This is a genomic window from Sphingomonas gei (genome assembly GCF_004792685.1).
In the GTDB taxonomy this organism is placed as follows: domain Bacteria; phylum Pseudomonadota; class Alphaproteobacteria; order Sphingomonadales; family Sphingomonadaceae; genus Sphingomonas; species Sphingomonas gei.
In genome coordinates this window covers 120,835-139,388 of the sequence record NZ_SRXT01000006.1, presented here as the reverse complement: position 1 = coordinate 139,388, position 18,554 = coordinate 120,835, and the positions used below count along the sequence as shown (strand labels likewise).

General features: G+C 64.7%; 25 protein-coding genes and 1 tRNA gene. 17 read left to right on the top strand and 9 right to left on the bottom strand.

Translation table 11 applies throughout. The features are described 5' to 3' along the window. Positions 1-2: 2 nt before the first annotated feature. Genes fliO through E5A73_RS15610 form a run of 6 tightly spaced genes read left to right on the top strand, consistent with a single transcriptional unit; the run spans position 3 to position 3,403 of the window. The gene (fliO, locus tag E5A73_RS15635) at positions 3-335 is read left to right on the top strand and encodes a flagellar biosynthetic protein FliO (protein WP_135964773.1); all 333 of its coding nucleotides are present in this window, start codon (positions 3-5) and stop codon (positions 333-335) included. Beyond that, positions 332-1,321: a FliM/FliN family flagellar motor switch protein gene (locus E5A73_RS15630; protein WP_135964772.1), complete on the top strand. Its 990-nt coding sequence runs from the start codon at positions 332-334 to the stop codon at positions 1,319-1,321. Before fliO ends, E5A73_RS15630 begins: the two co-directional genes overlap by 4 nt. Next, on the top strand, positions 1,321-1,983 hold the full coding sequence (gene sctR, locus E5A73_RS15625; RefSeq protein ID WP_135964771.1) for a type III secretion system export apparatus subunit SctR: 663 nt from the start codon (positions 1,321-1,323) through the stop codon (positions 1,981-1,983). Before E5A73_RS15630 ends, sctR begins: the two co-directional genes overlap by 1 nt. Before the next feature lie 12 nt (positions 1,984-1,995). Next, complete coding sequence (gene sctS / locus E5A73_RS15620) at positions 1,996-2,265, top strand: type III secretion system export apparatus subunit SctS (RefSeq protein WP_100281683.1); 270 nt, start codon at positions 1,996-1,998, stop codon at positions 2,263-2,265. A 17-nt stretch (positions 2,266-2,282) separates the two neighbouring features. After that, entirely contained in the window at positions 2,283-3,038 is a 756-nt protein-coding gene (sctT, locus tag E5A73_RS15615; RefSeq protein WP_135964770.1) for a type III secretion system export apparatus subunit SctT, read from the top strand. A 26-nt stretch (positions 3,039-3,064) separates the two neighbouring features. Further along, entirely contained in the window at positions 3,065-3,403 is a 339-nt protein-coding gene (locus tag E5A73_RS15610; protein ID WP_135965018.1) for a LuxR C-terminal-related transcriptional regulator, read from the top strand. A 4-nt stretch (positions 3,404-3,407) separates the two neighbouring features. On the opposite strand, the gene E5A73_RS15605 is transcribed toward E5A73_RS15610, so the two are convergent. Together E5A73_RS15605 and E5A73_RS15600 are read right to left on the bottom strand one after the other, a co-directional pair. Next, positions 3,408-4,133 carry a DUF6683 family protein gene (locus E5A73_RS15605; protein ID WP_135964769.1) on the bottom strand — a complete coding sequence of 242 codons (726 nt, stop codon included), beginning with the start codon at positions 4,131-4,133 and terminating at the stop codon, positions 3,408-3,410. Between the two features lie 98 nt (positions 4,134-4,231). Beyond that, the gene (locus E5A73_RS15600; protein WP_135964768.1) at positions 4,232-4,864 is read right to left on the bottom strand and encodes a hypothetical protein; all 633 of its coding nucleotides are present in this window, start codon (positions 4,862-4,864) and stop codon (positions 4,232-4,234) included. 244 nt (positions 4,865-5,108) lie between these two features. On the opposite strand from E5A73_RS15600, the gene E5A73_RS15595 reads away from it, so the two are divergent. From E5A73_RS15595 to E5A73_RS15575, 5 genes are all read left to right on the top strand, one after another. Next, positions 5,109-5,354: a hypothetical protein gene (locus E5A73_RS15595; protein ID WP_135964767.1), complete on the top strand. Its 246-nt coding sequence runs from the start codon at positions 5,109-5,111 to the stop codon at positions 5,352-5,354. Positions 5,355-5,478: 124 nt separating this feature from the next. Beyond that, positions 5,479-5,991 (top strand): hypothetical protein, encoded by a 513-nt coding sequence (locus E5A73_RS15590; RefSeq protein WP_135964766.1) that lies wholly within the window; start codon positions 5,479-5,481, stop codon positions 5,989-5,991. 65 nt (positions 5,992-6,056) lie between these two features. Continuing rightward, complete coding sequence (locus tag E5A73_RS15585) at positions 6,057-6,908, top strand: hypothetical protein (protein ID WP_135964765.1); 852 nt, start codon at positions 6,057-6,059, stop codon at positions 6,906-6,908. Positions 6,909-6,984: 76 nt separating this feature from the next. Next, a complete protein-coding gene (locus tag E5A73_RS15580; RefSeq protein ID WP_135964764.1) occupies positions 6,985-8,322 on the top strand; it encodes a phage tail tip lysozyme in 1,338 nt (445 codons plus the stop codon). A 38-nt stretch (positions 8,323-8,360) separates the two neighbouring features. Continuing rightward, positions 8,361-8,717 (top strand): SH3 domain-containing protein, encoded by a 357-nt coding sequence (locus E5A73_RS15575; protein WP_135964763.1) that lies wholly within the window; start codon positions 8,361-8,363, stop codon positions 8,715-8,717. Here the strand turns inward: E5A73_RS15575 and E5A73_RS15570 are convergent. The 3 genes from E5A73_RS15570 to E5A73_RS15560 all read right to left on the bottom strand — a co-directional run bounded on the left by E5A73_RS15570 (position 8,711) and on the right by E5A73_RS15560 (position 10,497). Then, positions 8,711-9,058, bottom strand: a complete 348-nt coding sequence (locus E5A73_RS15570) for a hypothetical protein (protein ID WP_135964762.1) — start codon at positions 9,056-9,058, stop codon at positions 8,711-8,713. The two genes, E5A73_RS15575 and E5A73_RS15570, sit on opposite strands and share 7 nt — an antisense overlap. Before the next feature lie 268 nt (positions 9,059-9,326). Next, positions 9,327-9,959, bottom strand: a complete 633-nt coding sequence (locus E5A73_RS15565; protein ID WP_135964761.1) for a hypothetical protein — start codon at positions 9,957-9,959, stop codon at positions 9,327-9,329. Positions 9,960-10,044: 85 nt separating this feature from the next. Further along, entirely contained in the window at positions 10,045-10,497 is a 453-nt protein-coding gene (locus E5A73_RS15560; protein WP_135964760.1) for a MarR family winged helix-turn-helix transcriptional regulator, read from the bottom strand. Between E5A73_RS15560 and E5A73_RS15555 the strand changes: the two genes are divergently transcribed. From E5A73_RS15555 to E5A73_RS15545, 4 genes are all read left to right on the top strand, one after another. Continuing rightward, positions 10,496-11,233 carry an FMN-dependent NADH-azoreductase gene (locus E5A73_RS15555; RefSeq protein WP_206366512.1) on the top strand — a complete coding sequence of 246 codons (738 nt, stop codon included), beginning with the start codon at positions 10,496-10,498 and terminating at the stop codon, positions 11,231-11,233. The genes E5A73_RS15560 and E5A73_RS15555 overlap by 2 nt on opposite strands. A gap of 8 nt (positions 11,234-11,241) precedes the next feature. Next, the gene (locus E5A73_RS15550; RefSeq protein WP_135964759.1) at positions 11,242-11,556 is read left to right on the top strand and encodes a DMT family transporter; all 315 of its coding nucleotides are present in this window, start codon (positions 11,242-11,244) and stop codon (positions 11,554-11,556) included. Between the two features lie 264 nt (positions 11,557-11,820). Beyond that, on the top strand, positions 11,821-11,946 hold the full coding sequence (locus tag E5A73_RS21915; RefSeq protein WP_276605814.1) for a hypothetical protein: 126 nt from the start codon (positions 11,821-11,823) through the stop codon (positions 11,944-11,946). A gap of 148 nt (positions 11,947-12,094) precedes the next feature. Then, positions 12,095-13,594: a PQQ-dependent sugar dehydrogenase gene (locus E5A73_RS15545; protein ID WP_135964758.1), complete on the top strand. Its 1,500-nt coding sequence runs from the start codon at positions 12,095-12,097 to the stop codon at positions 13,592-13,594. A gap of 102 nt (positions 13,595-13,696) precedes the next feature. Here the strand turns inward: E5A73_RS15545 and E5A73_RS15540 are convergent. The 4 genes from E5A73_RS15540 to E5A73_RS15525 all read right to left on the bottom strand — a co-directional run bounded on the left by E5A73_RS15540 (position 13,697) and on the right by E5A73_RS15525 (position 16,898). Further along, a tRNA-Met gene (locus E5A73_RS15540) sits at positions 13,697-13,773 on the bottom strand. A 55-nt stretch (positions 13,774-13,828) separates the two neighbouring features. Further along, a complete protein-coding gene (locus E5A73_RS15535) occupies positions 13,829-14,338 on the bottom strand; it encodes a 2'-5' RNA ligase family protein (protein WP_135964757.1) in 510 nt (169 codons plus the stop codon). Next, positions 14,335-16,236 carry a potassium transporter Kup gene (locus E5A73_RS15530; RefSeq protein ID WP_135964756.1) on the bottom strand — a complete coding sequence of 634 codons (1,902 nt, stop codon included), beginning with the start codon at positions 16,234-16,236 and terminating at the stop codon, positions 14,335-14,337. Before E5A73_RS15530 ends, E5A73_RS15535 begins: the two co-directional genes overlap by 4 nt. Positions 16,237-16,430: 194 nt before the next feature. Continuing rightward, entirely contained in the window at positions 16,431-16,898 is a 468-nt protein-coding gene (locus E5A73_RS15525; RefSeq protein WP_135964755.1) for an Lrp/AsnC family transcriptional regulator, read from the bottom strand. Between the two features lie 139 nt (positions 16,899-17,037). Here E5A73_RS15525 and ald point away from each other — a divergent pair, with 139 nt between their 5' ends. Together ald and E5A73_RS15515 are read left to right on the top strand one after the other, a co-directional pair. Further along, positions 17,038-18,144 carry an alanine dehydrogenase gene (ald, locus tag E5A73_RS15520; RefSeq protein ID WP_135964754.1) on the top strand — a complete coding sequence of 369 codons (1,107 nt, stop codon included), beginning with the start codon at positions 17,038-17,040 and terminating at the stop codon, positions 18,142-18,144. A gap of 169 nt (positions 18,145-18,313) precedes the next feature. Further along, a complete protein-coding gene (locus E5A73_RS15515; protein WP_135964753.1) occupies positions 18,314-18,532 on the top strand; it encodes a DUF3072 domain-containing protein in 219 nt (72 codons plus the stop codon). The last annotated feature ends 22 nt before the right edge of the window (positions 18,533-18,554 follow it).

Genomic DNA, 18,554 nt, shown 5'->3' with positions numbered 1-18,554 from the left:
TGATGGATTCGACGATTGGCGCTGCGCTTTCCGGGCTGCTCGGGACGATCATCGCGCTCGCGGTGGTGCTCGGGCTCGCCTGGGTCAGCCTGCGCGCATTGCGACGCTGGCAGGACCGTGGCCTCGGGGGACGCGACGGCGCGGTCGAACGCCAGATCCGCTTCGTCCGTGCGCTTCCCGTCGGCCAGCGCGAGCGGCTGGTGCTGGTCGAGGCCGAAGGCGAATTGATGCTCGTCGGGGTCACGCCGGGATCGATCTCGCTGCTGCGCAACTGGGGCAGCGGTGCCGGTGCGGCCCCGACAGAAACCGTGGCGACGACGGAGACGATCCAGTGAATGCGCGTTCCCAACCGCTCCGAACCAACCTGCCGGCGATCGATCAGAACCGCGCGCTGCTGCAGACGACGCTGATCGGCGCGCTCAATCGGCGGCTGATCGACGATTTGCAGACCGGCGTACGGCTCGCCACCGAGCGCGATCGGCGCGCGGCGATCGCCTGGATCCAGTTCCGCAGCGGCGGGCATCTCGTCCAGATCGCGCCCTTGCTGGTCGATGGCACCCTCGCCCGTGTGTCCGGCGCGCAAGGCAGCGTCGATGCCGCCGCCGCCGCGGCAACGCTCGGGCGCATCGAGCCGCTGGTCGGGGCGCTCGAGCTGGTGCTCGGCTGCGAGCTCCAGCCGGCGGGACTGAACAAGAGCTATGCCGGCGATCCGGTGCTGCTGCGGCTCGACGCGACCACCGCCAACGGCGTCATCCAGCACCGGCTGCTGCTCGCGATCCCGGCGGACATGGCAGTCGAGCCCCTCGCCGAGATCGAACTCGCCGCTACCGCGATCGGCGGGCTGCGGCTGCGCTGGACAGCGCGGTTCGACGGCCCGGCCGTAAGGGCGGCCAGCATTGCCGGGATCGCGCGCGGCGACTTGCTGTTGCTGGGAACCGGTTCGCCGGTCGCGAAGTTGTCATTGCCGGGTCGCAACGATGCGCCGCGTGCGCGAATCGCGTTTAACGATGGGGTGCTCGTTTTGCAGGATGATGCCGTAGCCGACGGATCGCAGGTGCCGTCCGCGGCCACCCTCGAGGGCGAGACCGGGTGGAGTGAAGTCCGGCTGCCCACGACGATCGAGATCATCGGCTCGGGGATGACCGCCGCCGAGCTGGCCACACTAGGCAAGGGCAGCGTGCTTCCGCTCCCAGCTACCGGCGGAACGCTTCCGGTGCGGGTCATCGCCGGCGAGCAATGCGTCGCCGAGGGCGAGCTCGTCGCGGTCGGCGACGGCTATGGCGTGCTGATCACCGGGGTTTCTGCCGACGGAGAGGCGTGATGGAATTGTCGAGCTTCACGCCCGGCTCGGCGCTGATCGTCGTCGTCGCGCTGGCGCTGGCGCCGTTCGTCGCAGTGATGGTCACGTCGTTCACCAAGATCGTCGTCACCTTGAGCCTGCTGCGCAACGCGCTCGGGCTCCAGCAGGTGCCGCCCAACATCGTGCTCAACGGCCTGTCGCTGATCCTGACGATCTACGTCATGTATCCGGTCGGCCAGCAGATGCAGGACGCGATCGCGGCGCGACAGATCGAAGGCAGCATGATGCAGTCCACCGCCTCGATCAGCACGGCGATCGATGTCGGCAAGGAGCCGCTCCGAGAATTCCTGATCAAGCACAGCGATCCCAACGAGCGCGCCTTCTTCCTGCGCACCGCGCAGCGCGTCGGCAATCCCGAACATGCCAAGGAAATGACCGACCGCGACCTGATCATCATCATCCCGGCCTTCGTGGTGAAGGAACTCAGCCTCGCCTTCCAGATCGGCTTCCTGATATTCCTGCCCTTCCTGGTCATCGATCTCGTCATCTCGAACATCCTGCTCGCGATGGGGATGATGATGCTGTCGCCCACCACGATATCCTTGCCGTTCAAGCTCTTGCTGTTCGTGCTGGTCGACGGCTGGGTGAAGCTCAGTCACGGGCTGGTGCTGTCCTATGCCTGAGGAGACGGCCTTATGAACGGCGACTTCATCAGCCTCACCAACGACGCGCTCTGGCTCGTGCTGATCCTGTCGGCGCCGCCGATCATCGTCGCGTCGGTGGCGGGCTTGCTGGTCGCGATCGTCCAGGCGGCGACGCAGATCCAGGAACAGACGCTGCAATATACCGCGAAATTCTTCGCGATCGTGCTGACTTTGTTCGTCACCGCATCGCTGATCGGTGCCTCGCTCTATCGCTACACCGATCGCATCTTCAGCGAATTCCCGGCGATGATCCGGCGGTGACCGGCTGGAGCGACCCCATGCTCCTGCTCGGCGTCGCGACTGCGCGGATCGCCGTCGCGTTCATGCTGATGCCGATCTTCTCGCCCGATCTGATCCCGGCGATGGTGCGCAATTCGATCCTCGTCTCGCTGGGGATCATCTCACTCATGCTTCAGCCGACGCTCGACGTCTCGATGCTCGGCCCCGGCCAATGGGTCGCGATGTTCGCCAAGGAAGTGTTCGTCGGGCTGGTCATCGGCTTCTTCTTCGGCTCGGTGCTGTGGGCGCTCGAGGCGGCGGGGCAGATCATCGATACCAAGGTCGGCGCGACGATGGCGCAGATCGTCGATCCGCTCTCCGGACACCAGACCTCGCTCAACGGCGCGTTCCTGGGGCGGCTGGCGGGGATCGTGTTCATCTTCTCCGGCGGGCTCTCGCTGCTCGTCCATGTCCTGATGGAGAGCTATGCATTGTGGCCGGTCGCCGCGCCGATGCCGACGCTCGACGCGCGCGGTCTCGGGCTGTTCGAAGCCGAGTTCGGCCGGCTGATGGTGCTCGCCACGTTGTTCGCGGCGCCGGTGCTCACCGTGCTGTTCCTGATCGATCTGGGCCTCGGCCTGATCAACCGCTTCGCCCAGCAGCTCAACGTCTTCACGCTGTCGATGTCGATCAAGGCGTTCGCCGCCACGGCGCTGATCCTGCTTCTGGTCGGCTCGTTCATCGAGGCGATCACCCGCGACATACTCAGCCGACCCGAAGTGATCCTGGGCATCCTGCGCGGGCTGATCCATTGACCGTCGTCGCGCCCGCCCCCTCGGCGATGACCGAAGACGAACGCCTCGCCGCGATCGCCGAGCTGCTGCGCAAGGCCGACGCGATGCCCGGGGCGCCCGAGCGCGTCGCATTGGGCGAGCACATGATCGAGGCCGCGCGCGTGCCCAAGCGCCACCGCGAGGCGCTATTGCGGCTCACCCCCACCGAACTCACCTGCATCCGCTTCCTCGGCTGGGGCCGCTCGAACGGCGACATCGCCACCCTGTTGCTGATGGCCGAGAATACCGTGCGGGTGCATTTGTCCAACGTAGCGCGCAAGCTCGAGCTCGATGGGATGCGCGAGCTTGCGGCGCTGGCGGGGCTGCTTTTCTACCCTTCGGACTAAGGCTTCAGCTAAGCCCGTTCGGGCCCAGCTGCATCCGAGTCACGTCGAAGCCGAACGCCGCACGCGCCCCCTTGGCGATTGCCGCCTTCACTGCTGGCATCGCGGAAGGCTGCTTCTGCGCCGCCTGAATGGCCTGATCGACAAGCACCGCCTGAACGAGCATCGACTCGGCGATTTCCTGCTTGAGCGCATCGCTGGCGCTGGCGAATCCGGGGGCCGCGCTGACCGCACGGGCCAGCTGCGCGCTTACCGCCTTATAATCGGACGGCTTGCTGTCGACCGAGCCGCGTACGCCGTAATAGGCGGCGACCAGGTACATCGCCATCGCATCGGCGACATTGTTTGGGTTGAGCCCGACGGGCCGCATCGCTCCCCCGACTTCCGCCACGACATCGCGGCGCGCGAAGGTCCGTTGCAAGTCCGCCGCACTCGTCGGGTCCACGCGCCTCAGCCGGGCGACGAACTGCTGCATGTTGCGCTGGCGCACGGCGGTGCTCGGCCGGTACGTGATTGCCGCGCGATTGACCGCGCCTGAGCGCGGCGCGCGCGCCATCGAGCGAAACACGCTGCTGGTCCTCGCGCGAACGCCTTCGGACTGGGTGCTTCCGCCCTGCGAAAGGGTGTTGGTGAGCATTCCCATGTTGAAGGCGCCCTGCGCCGAAGCCTGGCCGGGCACGAGCAAGGCGGCGGCGGGAAGGCAGAACAATAGTCGAAACAACACCTTTCGCATGACAATACTCCGGTTGATTTCGAAACCTCGACGGATGCAACGCACAAAGGGGCCGGCGGGAGCCAGCCCCTTTGCTTTGAAGCGTGTCGGGAAAGAGGTCAGCCCTTGCGCGCCGAGGTGGACAAGCCTTCGCCGACCGTCTTGATGGCGTTGGTCGCGGCGTTCATCAGGATGCCGAATTCCTGCGACTTGGCGCCGAACTTCGCCGTGAGCGACGGGCTCTTGTCCGTGATCTGGTCCGCCATCGTCGACATTTCGCCGGCCATCTTGTCGAGTTTCTCGCCCAGCGCCTCGGCGAGCGCCATCAGCCAGCTCTGGCCGCTCGCGCCGCCAGCCTTGCCGCCCTTGCCGCCGGCGCGCGCCGCCTTGGCATCTTCGCCGTCGGCCATCTGCGAGACCATGCGGTTGATCGCGTCATCGACTTCGCGGTTGGCTTCGCCCTGCTCGGCCGGCGACGCGTTGAAGCCCTCGGCGAAGTTGCCGATAGCTTCCTGGACATTCTGGCGGACGCCGGCCTTGTCGCCCATCGATGCACAGAAAGCACCCTGCGCGATATCGATCGTCGACTGCGGAAGCCCGAGCTTCTCGCCGAGCTGCTGGATGACCTGCTGGCCGACTGCGGACATCAGGGTGCGTGCTGCCAGCGAAGCCCAGCCTGCAGGCCCCATGGCGAGCTGTGCAAGCGACAGCGGGTTGGTGGCGATGCCGCCGAGCGAACTAAGAATCGACATTGTCTTGTCTCCTGGTTCATGAGCCCTCGAGCTCGGATCACGTGCCGGTCGGCCACCCGGCCACCGTCGCCCCCTTTCAAGCACAGTCGCGATCGCGCCGCTCTCCGCGTTTCGACTAGTTGGCTAGTCAAAAGGACTAGCCAAACGGACCGGTCTCCCGGCTGCTAGTCGATCGGATTATGGAACCTGCCGCCCCGTGCGTGGATAGGTGCGCGATGGAGGGGCCTGAGATTCGGAGAAGACCATGGTCACGGCAATAATCGGAGCATCGGTTCCCGGCGCCAAGGCGCGAGCAATTGGAGTCGACATCGCCACACCCGGCGAGCGGCGTACGGATGAAGCCTGCGCGGCACAGGATGGCGCGACGGAAAGTCTGTCCCAGGGTCTGGCACGCCATCAGGGCAGCGCGGCAGACTTGGGCAGGGACGGTGCGCTCGATCGGCTGATCCAGCAGCCGAGTGCGCTCGATCGACTTACGAAGGCGCCGTAGCCATTGGGCTCGTAGTCATTGCGACTATGGCGATTTCGCCCGAGCCGAGCCATTTAACAGGCAAGTTGGTGCGCGCCTCGTCCGAGAGACGGGGAGCACATGACAGGATGAACGGATCAGGCACATGACCAGTATCGACCGCATCTCCGGGCTCCCGCCCCTCTCATCCGCCGGCCCTGCCGGGTCGAACGACGCGCGCGGCGCGGCGATCGAGACGATGGGTGAGATCGGGCATCGCGTGCTTGCCTGGGTCGACGCCGCCAGCCGCGGCAATGGCAATGGCGCGCAGGCATGGAGCCGGACCGCGGGCAATAGCAGCGACTTCGCTCCGGACATGGGCGAACTCGCGCGGCGCGGCGACGTTTATGGTCTCGGCGATCTCACCAGCGAACTCTCGGCACGGTTCGGCGCCAGCCCCGCGCAGGAAGGCGAACTGCGCCGCGCGCTCGACGATTTCACGCGTCAGGCGGTGATCCAGATCGCCGGGTTGTCGGGTGCAAGCGGCGATCGCCAGGTCGGCGGGGTCCGTGCCGCGCTCGACGAGGCTTCGCAAGCGGAAGCGCCCACCGGACTCGACGGCGTCATCGCCCGCTTCGAGGCCGCAACCGCCGATCTTTCCGACCAAAATCGCGGCTGAGCCGGAACCCGACGCGGTTTCGCGCGTGCTAGCACCTTCCACGCTCCGCTCCTGAGAGGTCCTCGATGCCAAGGCCGTTGACGCTGCTGCTCGCCGCTCCCCTGTTGCTGTCAGCGGGCGGCGCGGCGCTTGCCGCCGACCAGAAGGTTACGGTGGTTTCGGCCGGCAGCGAGCAAGCGATCAAGCTGGGCAAGACGGTGATCTCGCGTCCGTTCGGGGCCGAACTGGTCGACCATCTGTCGGTGGTCGGCAGCTACACGCTGCGCGACGCCCGGCTGCACCTGATCCGCGGCAAAAGTGGCGTGGAATGCCCCGCGCGCTACGCGGTCATCGTGGCGCGCCCCGGCCAGGAGCCGGTCGTTACCGAATCGTTCGGCACGTGCAGCGCCGCCGCCCGCCCGCAATTGCGCCGCGGCGTCTTTACCGTTGCGATGCCCGCCACGGCAACTGGCGGTCCTCTTGTCCGATATCACTATGCCAACGGCCGCATGCACGCGCCCGCGGCCGCGCTCACCCAGGGCGCAGGCACGATCGGCGCCGCCGCGCCCTTGGCCTCGGTGTGCAGGTCGGCCAACGCCATCGATCCGGCGGATCAGGCGCAGGCGCTCGACACGTTCGAACGCGACTGGCCCAAAGCATATCGACGTGCGGGAACGCTCAAGCGCGTCCAGCTCGGCCAGAGCGAAATGCGCCGTCTGGTGACCGATCTCGCCTGCATGTCGAGCTGGCCGATCGGCGAGCGCCGGGTGCCCGAACTGGCGACGCCCTTGTTCCGCAGCCAGCGTCATCGCGAAGCGGCCTTCGCCGCGCTCGAATCGATTCAGCGCGATCCCGATACCGAGGCCAATCTCAAGGCCGTCGCGCGCAGCTTCTCCGCCGAGATGCGGTACCGCATCGCGCTCGACCCTCCCCTCTAAGCGTTCCGATTAGCGACCCGCCGCGACTGCTCGGCTATCAGGCTGCAGCACAATCGCTTCCGGCGGAGTAAAGGCCATGACGGGCGTCTCTTCGGTTCAACAGTCTCAGACCAATGTTTCCAGCGGCGGCGGTGACCGCGGCTATATCGTCAAGAGCGGCGACTCGCTGAGCGCCATTGCGCGCGACCATGGCGTCTCGCTCGCAGCGCTCGAGCGCGCCAATCCGCAGATCCTCCACCCCGATCTGATCCGCCCCGGCCAGCATCTGAACGTTCCGGCCGGCGGGAGCGCCGGCGAGCCGCCGCGCGAATATACCATCCGGGCCGGCGACACGCTCTCCGCCATCGCCGACCGCTTCGGCACGAGCTGGCAGGCGTTGGCGCAGGCCAACAACATCGCCAATCCCAACCTGATCTTCCCAGGCCGGTCGCTGACCATCCCGGCCGGCGGCGGCGGGACCGGCGGCAGCGGCGCGGTAGCGGGCAATACGCCGGTCGGCGGCACCGGCGGCGGATCGAGCGATGTCGCGCGGATCGCCGAGAAATATCTCGGGCAGAATGCCTCGTCGCTCAGGAGCAACCGCAGTGATTCGCTGCCGATGAACGCCGGCGTGCCGTCGAACGTGTGCTGCGCCAACTTCGTCTCCGCGGTGCTGACCGAGGCCGGCAAACTGCCTGCCAACCTCCACACCGATTCGGTCGCCCAGCTCAACACCACCTTGCGCAGCCGCGGCTGGACCGCGGTCCCCGCCTCCGACGCCAAGCCGGGCGACGTGGTGATCATCCAGGGCGGCGGCGTCTCACACACCGAGATCGTCTCGGGGCCCAACCAGATGATCGGCTCGAACAACGTCAACGCCGATGGCACGCAGCGCATCTCGCACAACAATCTCGGCTGGGCGCTTAGCCATGGCGGTGTGATCCTCCGCGCACCCGGCGGCAACGACGGCGGCTCGGCAACCGGGACGCAAGGCACCGGTTCGGTCGTCCCCACCGGCCAGGGCGGCCAGCAGGGGCGGATCGATCAGGCGATCGTCTATTTCGAGAGCCAGGGCTGGAGTCGCGCGCAGGCGATCGGCATCGTCGCCAACCTTGATGCCGAGAGCAATATGGAAGCGGGGATTCGCCAGATCGGCGGCGGCCCCGGCTATGGCCTCGCGCAATGGGAAGGCCCCCGTCAGCGCGACTTCGCCGCATGGGCCGGTCACGACATCCACGGCTCGTCCTTCGCCGAGCAGCTCCGCTTCGTGCAGCATGAGCTGACGCACAGCGAGGCCGGCGCCGGCCGCGCGCTGCGCGGCGCGACCGATGCGCGCTCCGCCGCCGAGATCGTCACGCGGCTCTACGAACGCCCGGCCGATACCGCGGGTGAGGCGGCCCGCCGCGGCGACCGTGCCGCCTCGATGGCGCGCTGATCGTGGAACGGTCCGCAACGCCCGGCGTTCGAGGGCCCATGCGAATCACGCTCTTCGTCGCGCTCGCGGTTGCCGCTCTGATTCCCGCCTCCGTCGTGGCGCAGGGTAATTCGGCGCGGGAGACGGTGCGCTGCTCGTTGAACGACGGCCCCGAGCGTGCTTGCCTCTTCACCGATCAGGCGGGCCGCAACGGCGCACACCGCATGACCTTCACCGGCCCGGGCATACGCGTGATCTTTGTCGGCCGCGCGAACAGCGGCTGGTGGTCGGGTCAGCTCAATGGCAAGACGGCAATGGGTTTCGAGCGCAATCGCGGCAATACGGTATTCAGCACCGCCGATCTCGGCACGCGCTTCGCCTGGTGGTACCCGTCAAATGCGCACGGGAGCTATTGAGCGAAGAGTTTCGCCGGCGCGCCATAGCGCTTCGACCAGTCCTCCCAGGCCACGTCGCTCGGCCCGATCGCCTTGGCGACGACTTCCCAATGGCCCGACTTGTGGCGCAGCAAAGCGGCATAGGTCCGCGAGACGACTCCCTGTTGCGCCGCTTCCGCGAGAGGGGTTCCGGTAAAGTCGAAGGGTTTGCCATCGGCAGCCTGCATCGTCGCTAGCAGGAATGCCCAGTCACCGTCGCGGTGGAGCTGGTGGACGCGAAATTTCGGCGTTCGGCCGAGCTCGGCCTGAACCGGCATCCGCGCCGCGTCGAGCAACGCCGCGCGTGCATCTTGATCGCGCATCCCAGGGGTCCCCGTAATTCCGATCGCTGCCGCGATGAGGATCGAATTCAACATATCCACTACTCCCCTCGCCAACAGCAAAACGGAGCCAGAACCGCGCGGTTCCAGTGCTTGCATAGTCGCTTCAAGTATGGCGGCGTGCGGACTACCCCCGACACAGTCTGCGGGTAATACCCATGCTTATTGTTGCAGACGGTAGAGTTATTCCCGTCCCGAGTTGCGCGCCCGTCGCGATCATATCACCGTTGATTGAGCTGCATTGGGCTGCTCAGAGCGGCTTTCCGTCCTTCCCGATGACGTCGATCCGATACGAACAGCCATAAAAGGTCTTGCCTGGATGGGTCGAGACATTCGAGATGTTGCGGCTGATGATCGTGTGTGTGCCGAAGACACCTCCCGCTTCCGGAAGTTCAGTCCGATCGGTAAGAACCTTCGCGCCCAGAAATTTCCGAGATTTAGTGGCCGCCTCGATCTCCGCACGCGTCGCCCTTCCAGAAGCGGTCATGGCCTCGATCAGGGGAGACGCATCCACACTGTTTTCGATCTTTTGTTCGCGCGCGATCGTCGTAGGATCGGAGAGATCGAGAACAGCCAGAACACCATTGGCGGTGAAGGCGATGCGGCGGGTGCTATAATGGCCTGCCACCGTAATTGCAGTCGGCAGATCATATTCGTTCATGAGGGTGTTCCTGCTGTCGGCCGGGACCCAATGACGCTTGCTTGCGATCCTCTCCTCGCCATTCAGAGCTAGGGCAAACCCGTTGTACGTGCTCGCAGCGAGCCGACACTCGATGGCGTCTTCAAGTTTGACGGCGCTGGGATCGGAGGACTCGTCGGCCGCATTGGCGGGCATGGAGAGCGCAGTTGCAAGCAGCACTGCAGTGAGAAGCTTCGGTCGCATGGTCGGGCTCTAGGTCAAGGCTTGCCGAGCGGCTACCCACTTCGACGGGATCGCGTGATTGAATCCTGAGTCGGGGATTTGAAACTCAAAGCCCTGTTTCGCGATTCTCGATTATTGGCCGAAGCAGGCCTGCGAGAATTGTGGCGTTGCCGTCGGTGAGATGTGCGCCAACCGCCTCCTGAATGGCGGCGGCATATATCGGCCACATCGCTGCACGTGTGGTGCGGCCCTGATCGGTTATGAAAATAACCTGCCCGCGGCCATCGTCCGGGGAAGGTTTGCGCTCGACGCATCCCGCTGCCTCGAGCCGATCGATCAGTCGGGAAACATTCGACTGGGCGATCAGTATCTGCCGCTCGATCTGATGGATCCTCAGTCCGATCTCACCTGCTTTCTCGAGTTCCCAAAGCGCGTCGTACCAACCGTATGGCGGCAAGCCGGCGTGGCGCAACGCGCGCTCGGCTTGGCGAAGCGCCACCTGTTGCGCACGCATCAGACTGATCCAGGCATCTGTAATCTGCTTGCTGGGGATGACCATGACCTACAATTTGCACATCCATGCGAACGCATCAACGTTGACGATCAATGCGCTCGCATATATATTCATGCGATCGCATGGAGATTGGACTATGGTCAGATTGCTTTATGTCAGCGCCTCACCCCGCAAGGCGGCCTCTGCGTCTATCGCCGCAGCCGATATCTTTTTCGCCGCGCTCGAAGAGACCGGCGGCGAGATTTTGGTCGACGAACTTGATCTGTGGCGCGCCCATTTGCCGGAATTCGACGGTGCGCGGATCGCAGCGAAATATGCGAAACTCGCCGGGCGGGAGCCGAGTGGGGCGGAAGCCGGCGCTTGGCAGCAGATGCGTACGCTCGTGTCGCGGTTCGCTGCGGCCGATGCCGTCGTCGTCGCCACTCCGATGTGGAATTTCGGTATCCCCTATAAGCTGAAGCAATGGATCGACCTGATTACGCAGCCCGGGCTCACCTTCGCTTTCGATCCCGATACGGGCTATTCGCCGATCATTCGGCCGCGACCGGCTTTCGTGATCATGTCCAGCGCTGGCGATTACAGCAAAGGTCCGAGTTTTGGGCGCCCCGATCTCGCTACGCCCTACCTTGAAGCGGCTCTCCCGTTCCTGGGCCTTGGGCCGATCTCCATCGAAAAGATCGGACCGACCGCAGGCCCACCAGAGGTGACGAGTAGCGCGAACGCACTGGCAATCGCCCGCCTCAAAACGTGCGCCGCGGAGTTTCTGGGGCAGGCATCGTGAGCCAAGGCATGGCTTGGCTCTACCTGGTGACTTCAGGCTTTGTCGACGTGGCCTGGGCACTATCGATGAAGAAGGCAGACGGTTTTCGAAATCCTGAATGGACCGCGTTGTCGCTGCTGTTGCTCGCGGCGTTCGTCTATCTTCTCACCCGAGCACTCGCCGTATTGCCCGTCGGATCAGCCTATGCCGTATGGACGGGCATCGGCGCAGCGGGCACCGCAATTCTAGGGATTGTCTTGTTCAATGAACCAGCAGCGGCAGATCGGCTGGCATGCATGGTCGTCATCGTCGGTGGAACGATCGGCCTGCAGTTGACAACCTAGCAAGGCTAGGAGGGAGATTAGCGAAATTAGGGCCGGATCCTGGGTGGCGGGACCGGCCTGGGGGCGACAGCGGCGCGGCGGCAGGTAGTTCGATGAACAGCCCGGCCGAAAACCGGCCTCCACTCGCTTTAGCTTCCAGAGCTCGATGCTCAGCAAGAATAACGTGGTCTCAGCCGCCTGATTTCCATTTCTCCCGGGCGACCGCCAGCGTCGCGAAAAGCGGGCGGGCGCGGCGGGGGGAAAGCGCCCGCATTGGGATCGCACTTGCCCTTTATCATCACGGCCGGCACCACGCTCTTCGAGGTGAGCGCGCACCCGTGCGTCGATCTCGTCGGCCACGACATCTGGCCCACGCCTGCTTATGAAGTGCTGGAGACCGGATGCGCCTAATCTGCGTTCGCAAGTAGGAGATGAAGGAACGCTCGTAGTTCCGGGGCTCCAGCTTCACGAGGCAAACTAGTTGCGCCCGGCTTTTGCTCGGAGCAAAGTATTCTTTGCTGGTTTGCAGATTCTGCGCCGAGCAAAAAGGGGAAGAGACATGAATTCCCAATGTCTTCGTTCCGTCAATTCGCGCCTGTTGCCGGTATTCGTTTCGCTCGTGATGCTGAGCGCGTGTGACGGCGATGGCGGATCAATGCCGACACCCACTCCAAGTCCTTCTCCCGTCAACATGGCGCCAGAATTCACCTCGGCAGCGACGAGCAATGTGCCCGAGGGCCAGACCGCACCATTCTATAACGTCGTAGCGGTCGGTCCGCAGGGCACGGCCGTCTCTTATTCGATCAGTGGTGGTGCAGACTCGGCGCGCTTCTCGATCAATGCCACGAGTGGGGCGCTCAGTTTCAATGCAGCGCCCAATTTCGAGGCGCCGGCGGATGCCGACGGCAACAACATCTACGTTGTTCATCTCTCGGCATCGGACGGCGCGCTGACTAGCGCGCCGTTTGTTCTGTCGGTGACGGTGACCGACGACCGGGGCAGCGCCGTGCGCGCGCGGCAGGTGGGCAGCGGGTTCACCGACGTGCGCCAGATTAATGCGGTTCCCGACAGTTCCGGGCGCCGCCTGTTTGTTGTCGAGCGCGGCGGCCTGGTCCGGCTTCTCAATCCGATCTCGGGCGCGATCGCGGCGACGCCGTTCCTCGACGTATCGGCCAGCCTTGCCAGCGCGACGGATCGCGGACTGCAGGGTTTCGCCCTGGCTCCGGACTTCGCCACCTCCGGAACCTTCTACATCGCGTTCTTCAACAGCGCGAATGCAGTAGAGGTCAGGCGATACCAGACGCTGCCGGGCAATCGCGATCAGGCCGACCCCACCACCGCGGACACGATCATGTTGTTGCCGCATGCCGCCGATGGATTCCCCGGCACGTGGATCGGCTTCGACAACAACGGCATGCTGTTTGTGGCGAATCCTCTCCTCGGCGGACAACCGCTCGACGGCAAGATCCTGCGCATCAACCCCGCCGGAGACGCGTTCCCCGGCAATCCGGATCGAGATTACACGATCCCTGCAGACAACCCTGAACCTGCCGGTGTGACGCCCGAGGCATGGGTGCACAACATCTGGAATGTGCGCGGAGCGAGCGTCGATCCGATCACCAACACTCTCTGGATCGCTGACCAAACCATTCGGGCGCCGACTTATTACCGCGTAGCTCCCGGCGACAAAGGAAAGACAGCGGAGCCTGGCAGCTTTTGTCAAATGACCGATTCAATGATGCCCCAGCCCGTCGGCACCATCCGGTGGAGACGCGACTATACCTTATGCGCGTCACCTCTCGGCGCGATTGGCTCAACCGGTGGCCACGTATACCGGGGGCCTGTCGAGGCGCTGCAGGGGACGTACTTCTGGGGATACCGTTTCGGTTCCGTTGGCATCGCGAGCTTCAATTTGGCTGCCCAGGCCAGTCTTCCGTTTCCCGCCGGTTCGTCGTTCGCGAACGTCCAGGAGGTAATCAACGCATGGGGTGAGGACCAGAGCCGGAATCTCTATGTGGTGACCAACGCCGGACAGGTCTTCATCCTCGAAGGCGCGTGACCATCGCCTTCCGACCGGTACCGCAGCAGAGGGCGACGCGGCGCCTCAAGTCCCTGCCAGCACCAGGACCCATCCCTTCCCGCCGAGTGTCGGGGGGATTAGTGGTAGCGGAGGAGGGACTTGAACCCCCGACCCCAGGATTATGATTCCCGTGCTCTAACCAACTGAGCTACTCCGCCCTACCGGGCCGCCCCTTGAGGCGAGGGCGCGACATAAGTCGGGCCTGCGCGCCGGTCAAGCGAACATGTGCCGCGAATGCGGCTCCCATGGGCCACCGCGATACCACCAGCTCGCGAGCCCGGCGATCTCCACTTCGCGTGGCCGGAAATCGCGCGACAATGCCCCCAGCACCACCTTGGCGAGCGACGGCGTCACCTTGTTCTGGACAGTGACGTGCGGCCGCCAGCGCCCCGCGTCCTGCGGCATCAGCATCCCGGCAAAGGCTTCGGACAGACGCTCGCGAATGGCAGTGAGCTCGGGGGCCTCGATCCGATAGGCCACGCCTCCGCCGAGCGACATCAGTCCGGTCACGCTCGCGCGCGGCGCGCGCACGCCGCAGGTCTCACTCGACAGCCGCTGTTTCAACTCCTCCGCGGCGCTGGGCGGCAGATGGTGGAACAGCGTCAGGTGCGCATCGAGCAGGTTGCGCTCGGGGGGATAATATTCGCGCCGCAGGACATCGAACCACGCTTGGTCCTGCCGCCCGAACAACGCCGTCACGATGAGCGGCGCGGCACCGGTCAAATCTCTACCTGGCTCCCCAGCTCGACCACGCGATTGGTCGGCAGCCGGAAGAATTCCATCGCGCTTTCGGCGTTGCGCAGCATCCAGGCGAACAGTTTCTCGCGCCAGATCATCATCCCCGGCCGCGACGACGGCAGCAGCGTCTGGCGAGCCAGGAAGAAGCTGGTGTCCATCATCTTGAATTCGGCGCCGCACGCGCTGACCTGCTTCAACGCCGCCGGCACGTCGGCCTCCTGCATGAAGCCGTAGAACAGGATCATGCGGTGGAAGCCCTTGCCGAGATCGTCGATCTTCATGCGCTTCTCGTCGGGCACATAGGGCACGTCGGCGATCTTGACGGTGAGCAGGATCACCCGCTCGTGGAGCACCTTGTTGTGCTTGAGATTATGCAGCAGCGCGTGCGGTACGCCGTCGGGAGTCGACGTCATGAACACCGCGGTGCCCGGGACCCGCGCCGCGGCGATCGCCGCCGATTCGATGAAAATCTTGATCGGCATCGCGCTCTCGCGCAGCCGCTCGATCATCAGCTTGCGCCCCTTCGACCAGGTCGTCAGCAAGGTGAACACGATGAAGCCGACCAGCAACGGGAACCAGCCGCCATCGGGCACCTTGGTCAGATTCGCCGCGAAATAGGCAAGGTCGACGGTGAAGAAGAGCGCAAGCAGCGGCAGGGCGTAGCGCTTCTTCCATTGCCACAACGAGAACAACACCACCGCAAGCAGGCAATTGTCGATCAGCATCGCGCCGGTCACGGCGATGCCATAGGCCGCGGTCAGGTTCGACGAGGTCTTGAACGACAGCACCAGCAGGATGACCATCGCCATCAGCGCCCAGTTGATCGTCGGGATGTAGATCTGCCCCGCGGTCGACGCGCTGGTGTGCTCAATCTTGAGCCGCGGCACGAAGCCGAGCTGGATCGCCTGCTGGGTAACCGAGAAAGCCCCCGAGATCACCGCCTGAGACGCGATGATCGCCGCCAGCGTCGCCAGCACCACCAGCGGCAGCTGGAGCGCGTCGGGTGCCAGCATGTAGAACGGGCTGCGTAGCGCCGCGGTGCCCTCGCGCATCAGCAATGCGCCCTGCCCCATATAATTGAGGATCAGCGCCGGGAGCACGAACCACAGCCACGACACCCGGATCGGCTTGCGCCCGAAATGCCCCATATCGGCGTAGAGCGCCTCCGCACCGGTCACCGCGAGCACCACCGAACCCAGCGCAAGGAAAGCGGCAAGCGGGTCGACTGCGAAGAACTGGACTGCGTGCGTCGGCAGCAGAGCCCACAGGACCTCCGGGGTCCGCACGAAGCTCAATACCCCCAGCGTCGAAATGACGAGGAAGTACAGCAACATGATCGGGCCGAAGAAGGTCCCCACCCGAGCCGTCCCGGTGCGCTGGATCGAGAACAGCAGAACCAGGATCACCACCGCGATCGGGATCACCAGGCCCGCAAAGCCGGGCGCTGCGATCGCGATGCCTTCGACCGCTGACAGCACAGACACCGCCGGGGTGATCATCGAATCGCCGTAGAACAATGCGGTCGCGAACACGCCGAGCAGCACGATCCCCTGCGTCCAGCGCTTCTGGTTGGCGCTGCGCGAGATCAGCGCGAGCAGCGCCAGGCTGCCGCCCTCGCCCTTATTGTCGGCGCGCATGATCACGGTGACGTATTTGAGCGTCACCACGATCATCATCGACCAGAACATCAGGCTGATCACGCCCATGATGTGCACGGTGTCGAGCGTCAGCTTGTGGTGCCCGGCAAAGGTCTCGCGGAAAGCGTAAAGCGGGCTGGTGCCGATGTCGCCGAAGACGATGCCAATGGCGCCGATCGCAAGCTTCCACGTGGCGTCCACGGCGTGGCCGTGCGTCCCGTGCGGCTCGTCTGTCTGCGGGGCCATTTCGGCTTGCCCGCTTGCGGAAATGTTCACTGTCGCGTTGATCGCGCGGAAAAGGAAACGGACCTGGTCATGCGACCTGTGTTCTCGTCTGGAAAAGTGCGGGGCCGTTAGCATGTGCAACATGGGGTGGCAACGGCCCGACCCGCACAGATGGTTACGCCCGGCGAGACGCGCAAGGGGCCTCGCGGGTTCCGTCAGCCGCCGGCGAACAATGCGTCGGCCTCGCTACGAGTCGGTACTGCGCGCAGTACGAAGCTCGAGTTGATCGTCACTACGCCCGGCAGCCGCCCCAGATGCTCGCGGTGAAGCCGTTCATAATCATCGAGATCCTGCGCGAGGATCTTGAGCCGATAGTCCTGTCCGCCCGAGACCAACGCGCACTCGACGACGCCATCGATCTCCGACACCGCCCGTTCGAATCGCGCCAGATCCTCCTCGACCTGCGTGCCGAGGGTGATGTCGACGAGCGCGGTGATGCGGAAGCCCAGCCGCCTATGTCCCAGCCTGGCACCATAGCCGGTGATATGCCCCGAGGCTTCGAGCGCCTGGATCCGCCGCGTGCAGGCCGATTGGGAGAGCCCGACCTGGCTGGCGAGATAGCTCACCGCCGCACGCGCGTCCGCGGCCAGCAACTTCAGGATTGCAGTGTCGATCCGGTCCATCGCGCATATAACTCCCGTCGGCGGCTTTCCTACGCAAGAATTATGCGTGATCGCCAAGTCTGCACCAGAATTTTGCAGAGATTCGCAGTAGTGACTTGCGATACTATCGCGCCACATTCCGACTCACTGGAGAGATGCCATGCGCATTGGTGTGCCCAAGGAAATCAAGAACCACGAATATCGCGTCGGCTTGACCCCCGCTTCGGTCGCCGAACTCGTCGCCGCCGGCCATGAAGTGGTGGTCGAGACTCGCGCGGGCACCGGTATCGACTTCGCTGACGAGGCCTATACCAGGGTCGGCGCGAAGATCGCGCCCGATGCCGCCGCGGTATTCGCCGGCGCCGACATGATCGTGAAGGTCAAGGAGCCCCAGCCGCAGGAAATCGCGCTGCTCGAGCCGCGCCACACGCTGTTCACCTATCTCCACCTCGCCGCCGACAAGCCGCAGGCCGACGGGCTGATCCAGTCCGGCGCGACCTGCATCGCCTATGAGACGGTCACGTCCAATTCGGGCGCCCTCCCCCTGCTCAAGCCGATGTCCGAAGTCGCCGGGCGCATGTCGATCCAGGTCGGCGCGCATTATCTCGAAAAGGAGCAAGGCGGCCGCGGCGAATTGCTCGGCGGCGTCCCGGGCGTCGCGCCGTGCAAGGTCGCGATCCTCGGCGGCGGCGTCGCCGGGATCAACGCCGCACAGATGGCGGTCGGCCAGCGCGCCGACGTGACGATCTACGACATTTCGAACGAGCGCCTCGCCGAGCTCGACTTGCACTTCGGCAGCCAGATCAAGACCGCTTATGCCAGCAAGGCGGCGATCGCCGAGGCGGTCACCCGCTCGCAGTTGGTGATCGGCGCGGTTCTCGTCCCCGGCGCAGCGGCGCCCAAGCTGGTCACGCGCGACATGCTCAAGACGATGATGCGCGGATCGGTCCTCGTCGACATTGCGATCGATCAGGGCGGCTGCTTCGAAACCAGCCACGCCACCACTCACGACGACCCCGTCTACGAAGTCGATGGCGTGATCCATTATTGCGTCGCCAACATGCCCGGCGCGGTCGCGCGCACTTCGGCCTTCGCGCTCAACAACGCGACGCTGCCGTTCGTGCTCCGCATTGCCAATCACGGTGCCGAAGCAGCAATGCAGGCGGACCGGCATTTGGCGATAGGTCTCAACGTGTCGGGCGGCAAGATCCGCCACCAGGCGGTCGCCGAGGCGCTCGATTTGCCGTTCGAGGCATGGGCCGCTTAGGGCGCGCGTCCTCTCTACCTACCGTCATCCCGGCGAAGGCCGGGATCTCGTGCAATTGTGGCCGCCCTCGCCTCAGATCCCGGCTTCCAACGGAATGACGATTCCCGGCTCTTTGGAACATATTGAGAACATATGGATTGATCATGGCGAAACCCGGAAAGGAAACGCCATGACCGACCATCCAAATCCCAAGTCCGAACCCGTCGGCAACGCCGAGAAGAACCCCGACGACTGGGTCACCGGTGACGAGCCGATGACTGCCGCGCAGGCGAGCTATCTCAAGACGCTGTCCGAGGAAGCGCATGCCGAATTCGAGGATGACCTCACCAAGGCCGAAGCCTCGAAACGCATTGACGCTTTCCAGGAAGAGACCGGCCGCGGGCAGTAAATGCGGCTTCCCTCCTTTTCAG

Excerpts from the sequence above, each read along its gene's own strand:
- fliO (WP_135964773.1), top strand. The coding sequence starts at position 3 with ATGGATTCGACGATTGGCGCTGCGCTTTCCGGGCTGCTCGGGACGATC.
- sctR (WP_135964771.1), top strand. The coding sequence starts at position 1,321 with ATGGAATTGTCGAGCTTCACGCCCGGCTCGGCGCTGATCGTCGTCGTC.
- sctS (WP_100281683.1), top strand. The coding sequence starts at position 1,996 with ATGAACGGCGACTTCATCAGCCTCACCAACGACGCGCTCTGGCTCGTG.
- sctT (WP_135964770.1), top strand. The coding sequence starts at position 2,283 with ATGCTCCTGCTCGGCGTCGCGACTGCGCGGATCGCCGTCGCGTTCATG.
- E5A73_RS15610 (WP_135965018.1), top strand. The coding sequence starts at position 3,065 with ATGACCGAAGACGAACGCCTCGCCGCGATCGCCGAGCTGCTGCGCAAG.
- E5A73_RS15605 (WP_135964769.1), bottom strand. The coding sequence starts at position 4,133 with ATGCGAAAGGTGTTGTTTCGACTATTGTTCTGCCTTCCCGCCGCCGCC.
- E5A73_RS15600 (WP_135964768.1), bottom strand. The coding sequence starts at position 4,864 with ATGTCGATTCTTAGTTCGCTCGGCGGCATCGCCACCAACCCGCTGTCG.
- E5A73_RS15595 (WP_135964767.1), top strand. The coding sequence starts at position 5,109 with ATGGTCACGGCAATAATCGGAGCATCGGTTCCCGGCGCCAAGGCGCGA.
- E5A73_RS15590 (WP_135964766.1), top strand. The coding sequence starts at position 5,479 with ATGACCAGTATCGACCGCATCTCCGGGCTCCCGCCCCTCTCATCCGCC.
- E5A73_RS15585 (WP_135964765.1), top strand. The coding sequence starts at position 6,057 with ATGCCAAGGCCGTTGACGCTGCTGCTCGCCGCTCCCCTGTTGCTGTCA.
- E5A73_RS15580 (WP_135964764.1), top strand. The coding sequence starts at position 6,985 with ATGACGGGCGTCTCTTCGGTTCAACAGTCTCAGACCAATGTTTCCAGC.
- E5A73_RS15575 (WP_135964763.1), top strand. The coding sequence starts at position 8,361 with ATGCGAATCACGCTCTTCGTCGCGCTCGCGGTTGCCGCTCTGATTCCC.
- E5A73_RS15570 (WP_135964762.1), bottom strand. The coding sequence starts at position 9,058 with ATGCGCGATCAAGATGCACGCGCGGCGTTGCTCGACGCGGCGCGGATG.
- E5A73_RS15565 (WP_135964761.1), bottom strand. The coding sequence starts at position 9,959 with ATGCGACCGAAGCTTCTCACTGCAGTGCTGCTTGCAACTGCGCTCTCC.
- E5A73_RS15555 (WP_206366512.1), top strand. The coding sequence starts at position 10,496 with ATGACCTACAATTTGCACATCCATGCGAACGCATCAACGTTGACGATC.
- E5A73_RS15560 (WP_135964760.1), bottom strand. The coding sequence starts at position 10,497 with ATGGTCATCCCCAGCAAGCAGATTACAGATGCCTGGATCAGTCTGATG.
- E5A73_RS15550 (WP_135964759.1), top strand. The coding sequence starts at position 11,242 with ATGGCTTGGCTCTACCTGGTGACTTCAGGCTTTGTCGACGTGGCCTGG.
- E5A73_RS15545 (WP_135964758.1), top strand. The coding sequence starts at position 12,095 with ATGAATTCCCAATGTCTTCGTTCCGTCAATTCGCGCCTGTTGCCGGTA.
- E5A73_RS15530 (WP_135964756.1), bottom strand. The coding sequence starts at position 16,236 with ATGGCCCCGCAGACAGACGAGCCGCACGGGACGCACGGCCACGCCGTG.
- E5A73_RS15525 (WP_135964755.1), bottom strand. The coding sequence starts at position 16,898 with ATGGACCGGATCGACACTGCAATCCTGAAGTTGCTGGCCGCGGACGCG.
- ald (WP_135964754.1), top strand. The coding sequence starts at position 17,038 with ATGCGCATTGGTGTGCCCAAGGAAATCAAGAACCACGAATATCGCGTC.
- E5A73_RS15515 (WP_135964753.1), top strand. The coding sequence starts at position 18,314 with ATGACCGACCATCCAAATCCCAAGTCCGAACCCGTCGGCAACGCCGAG.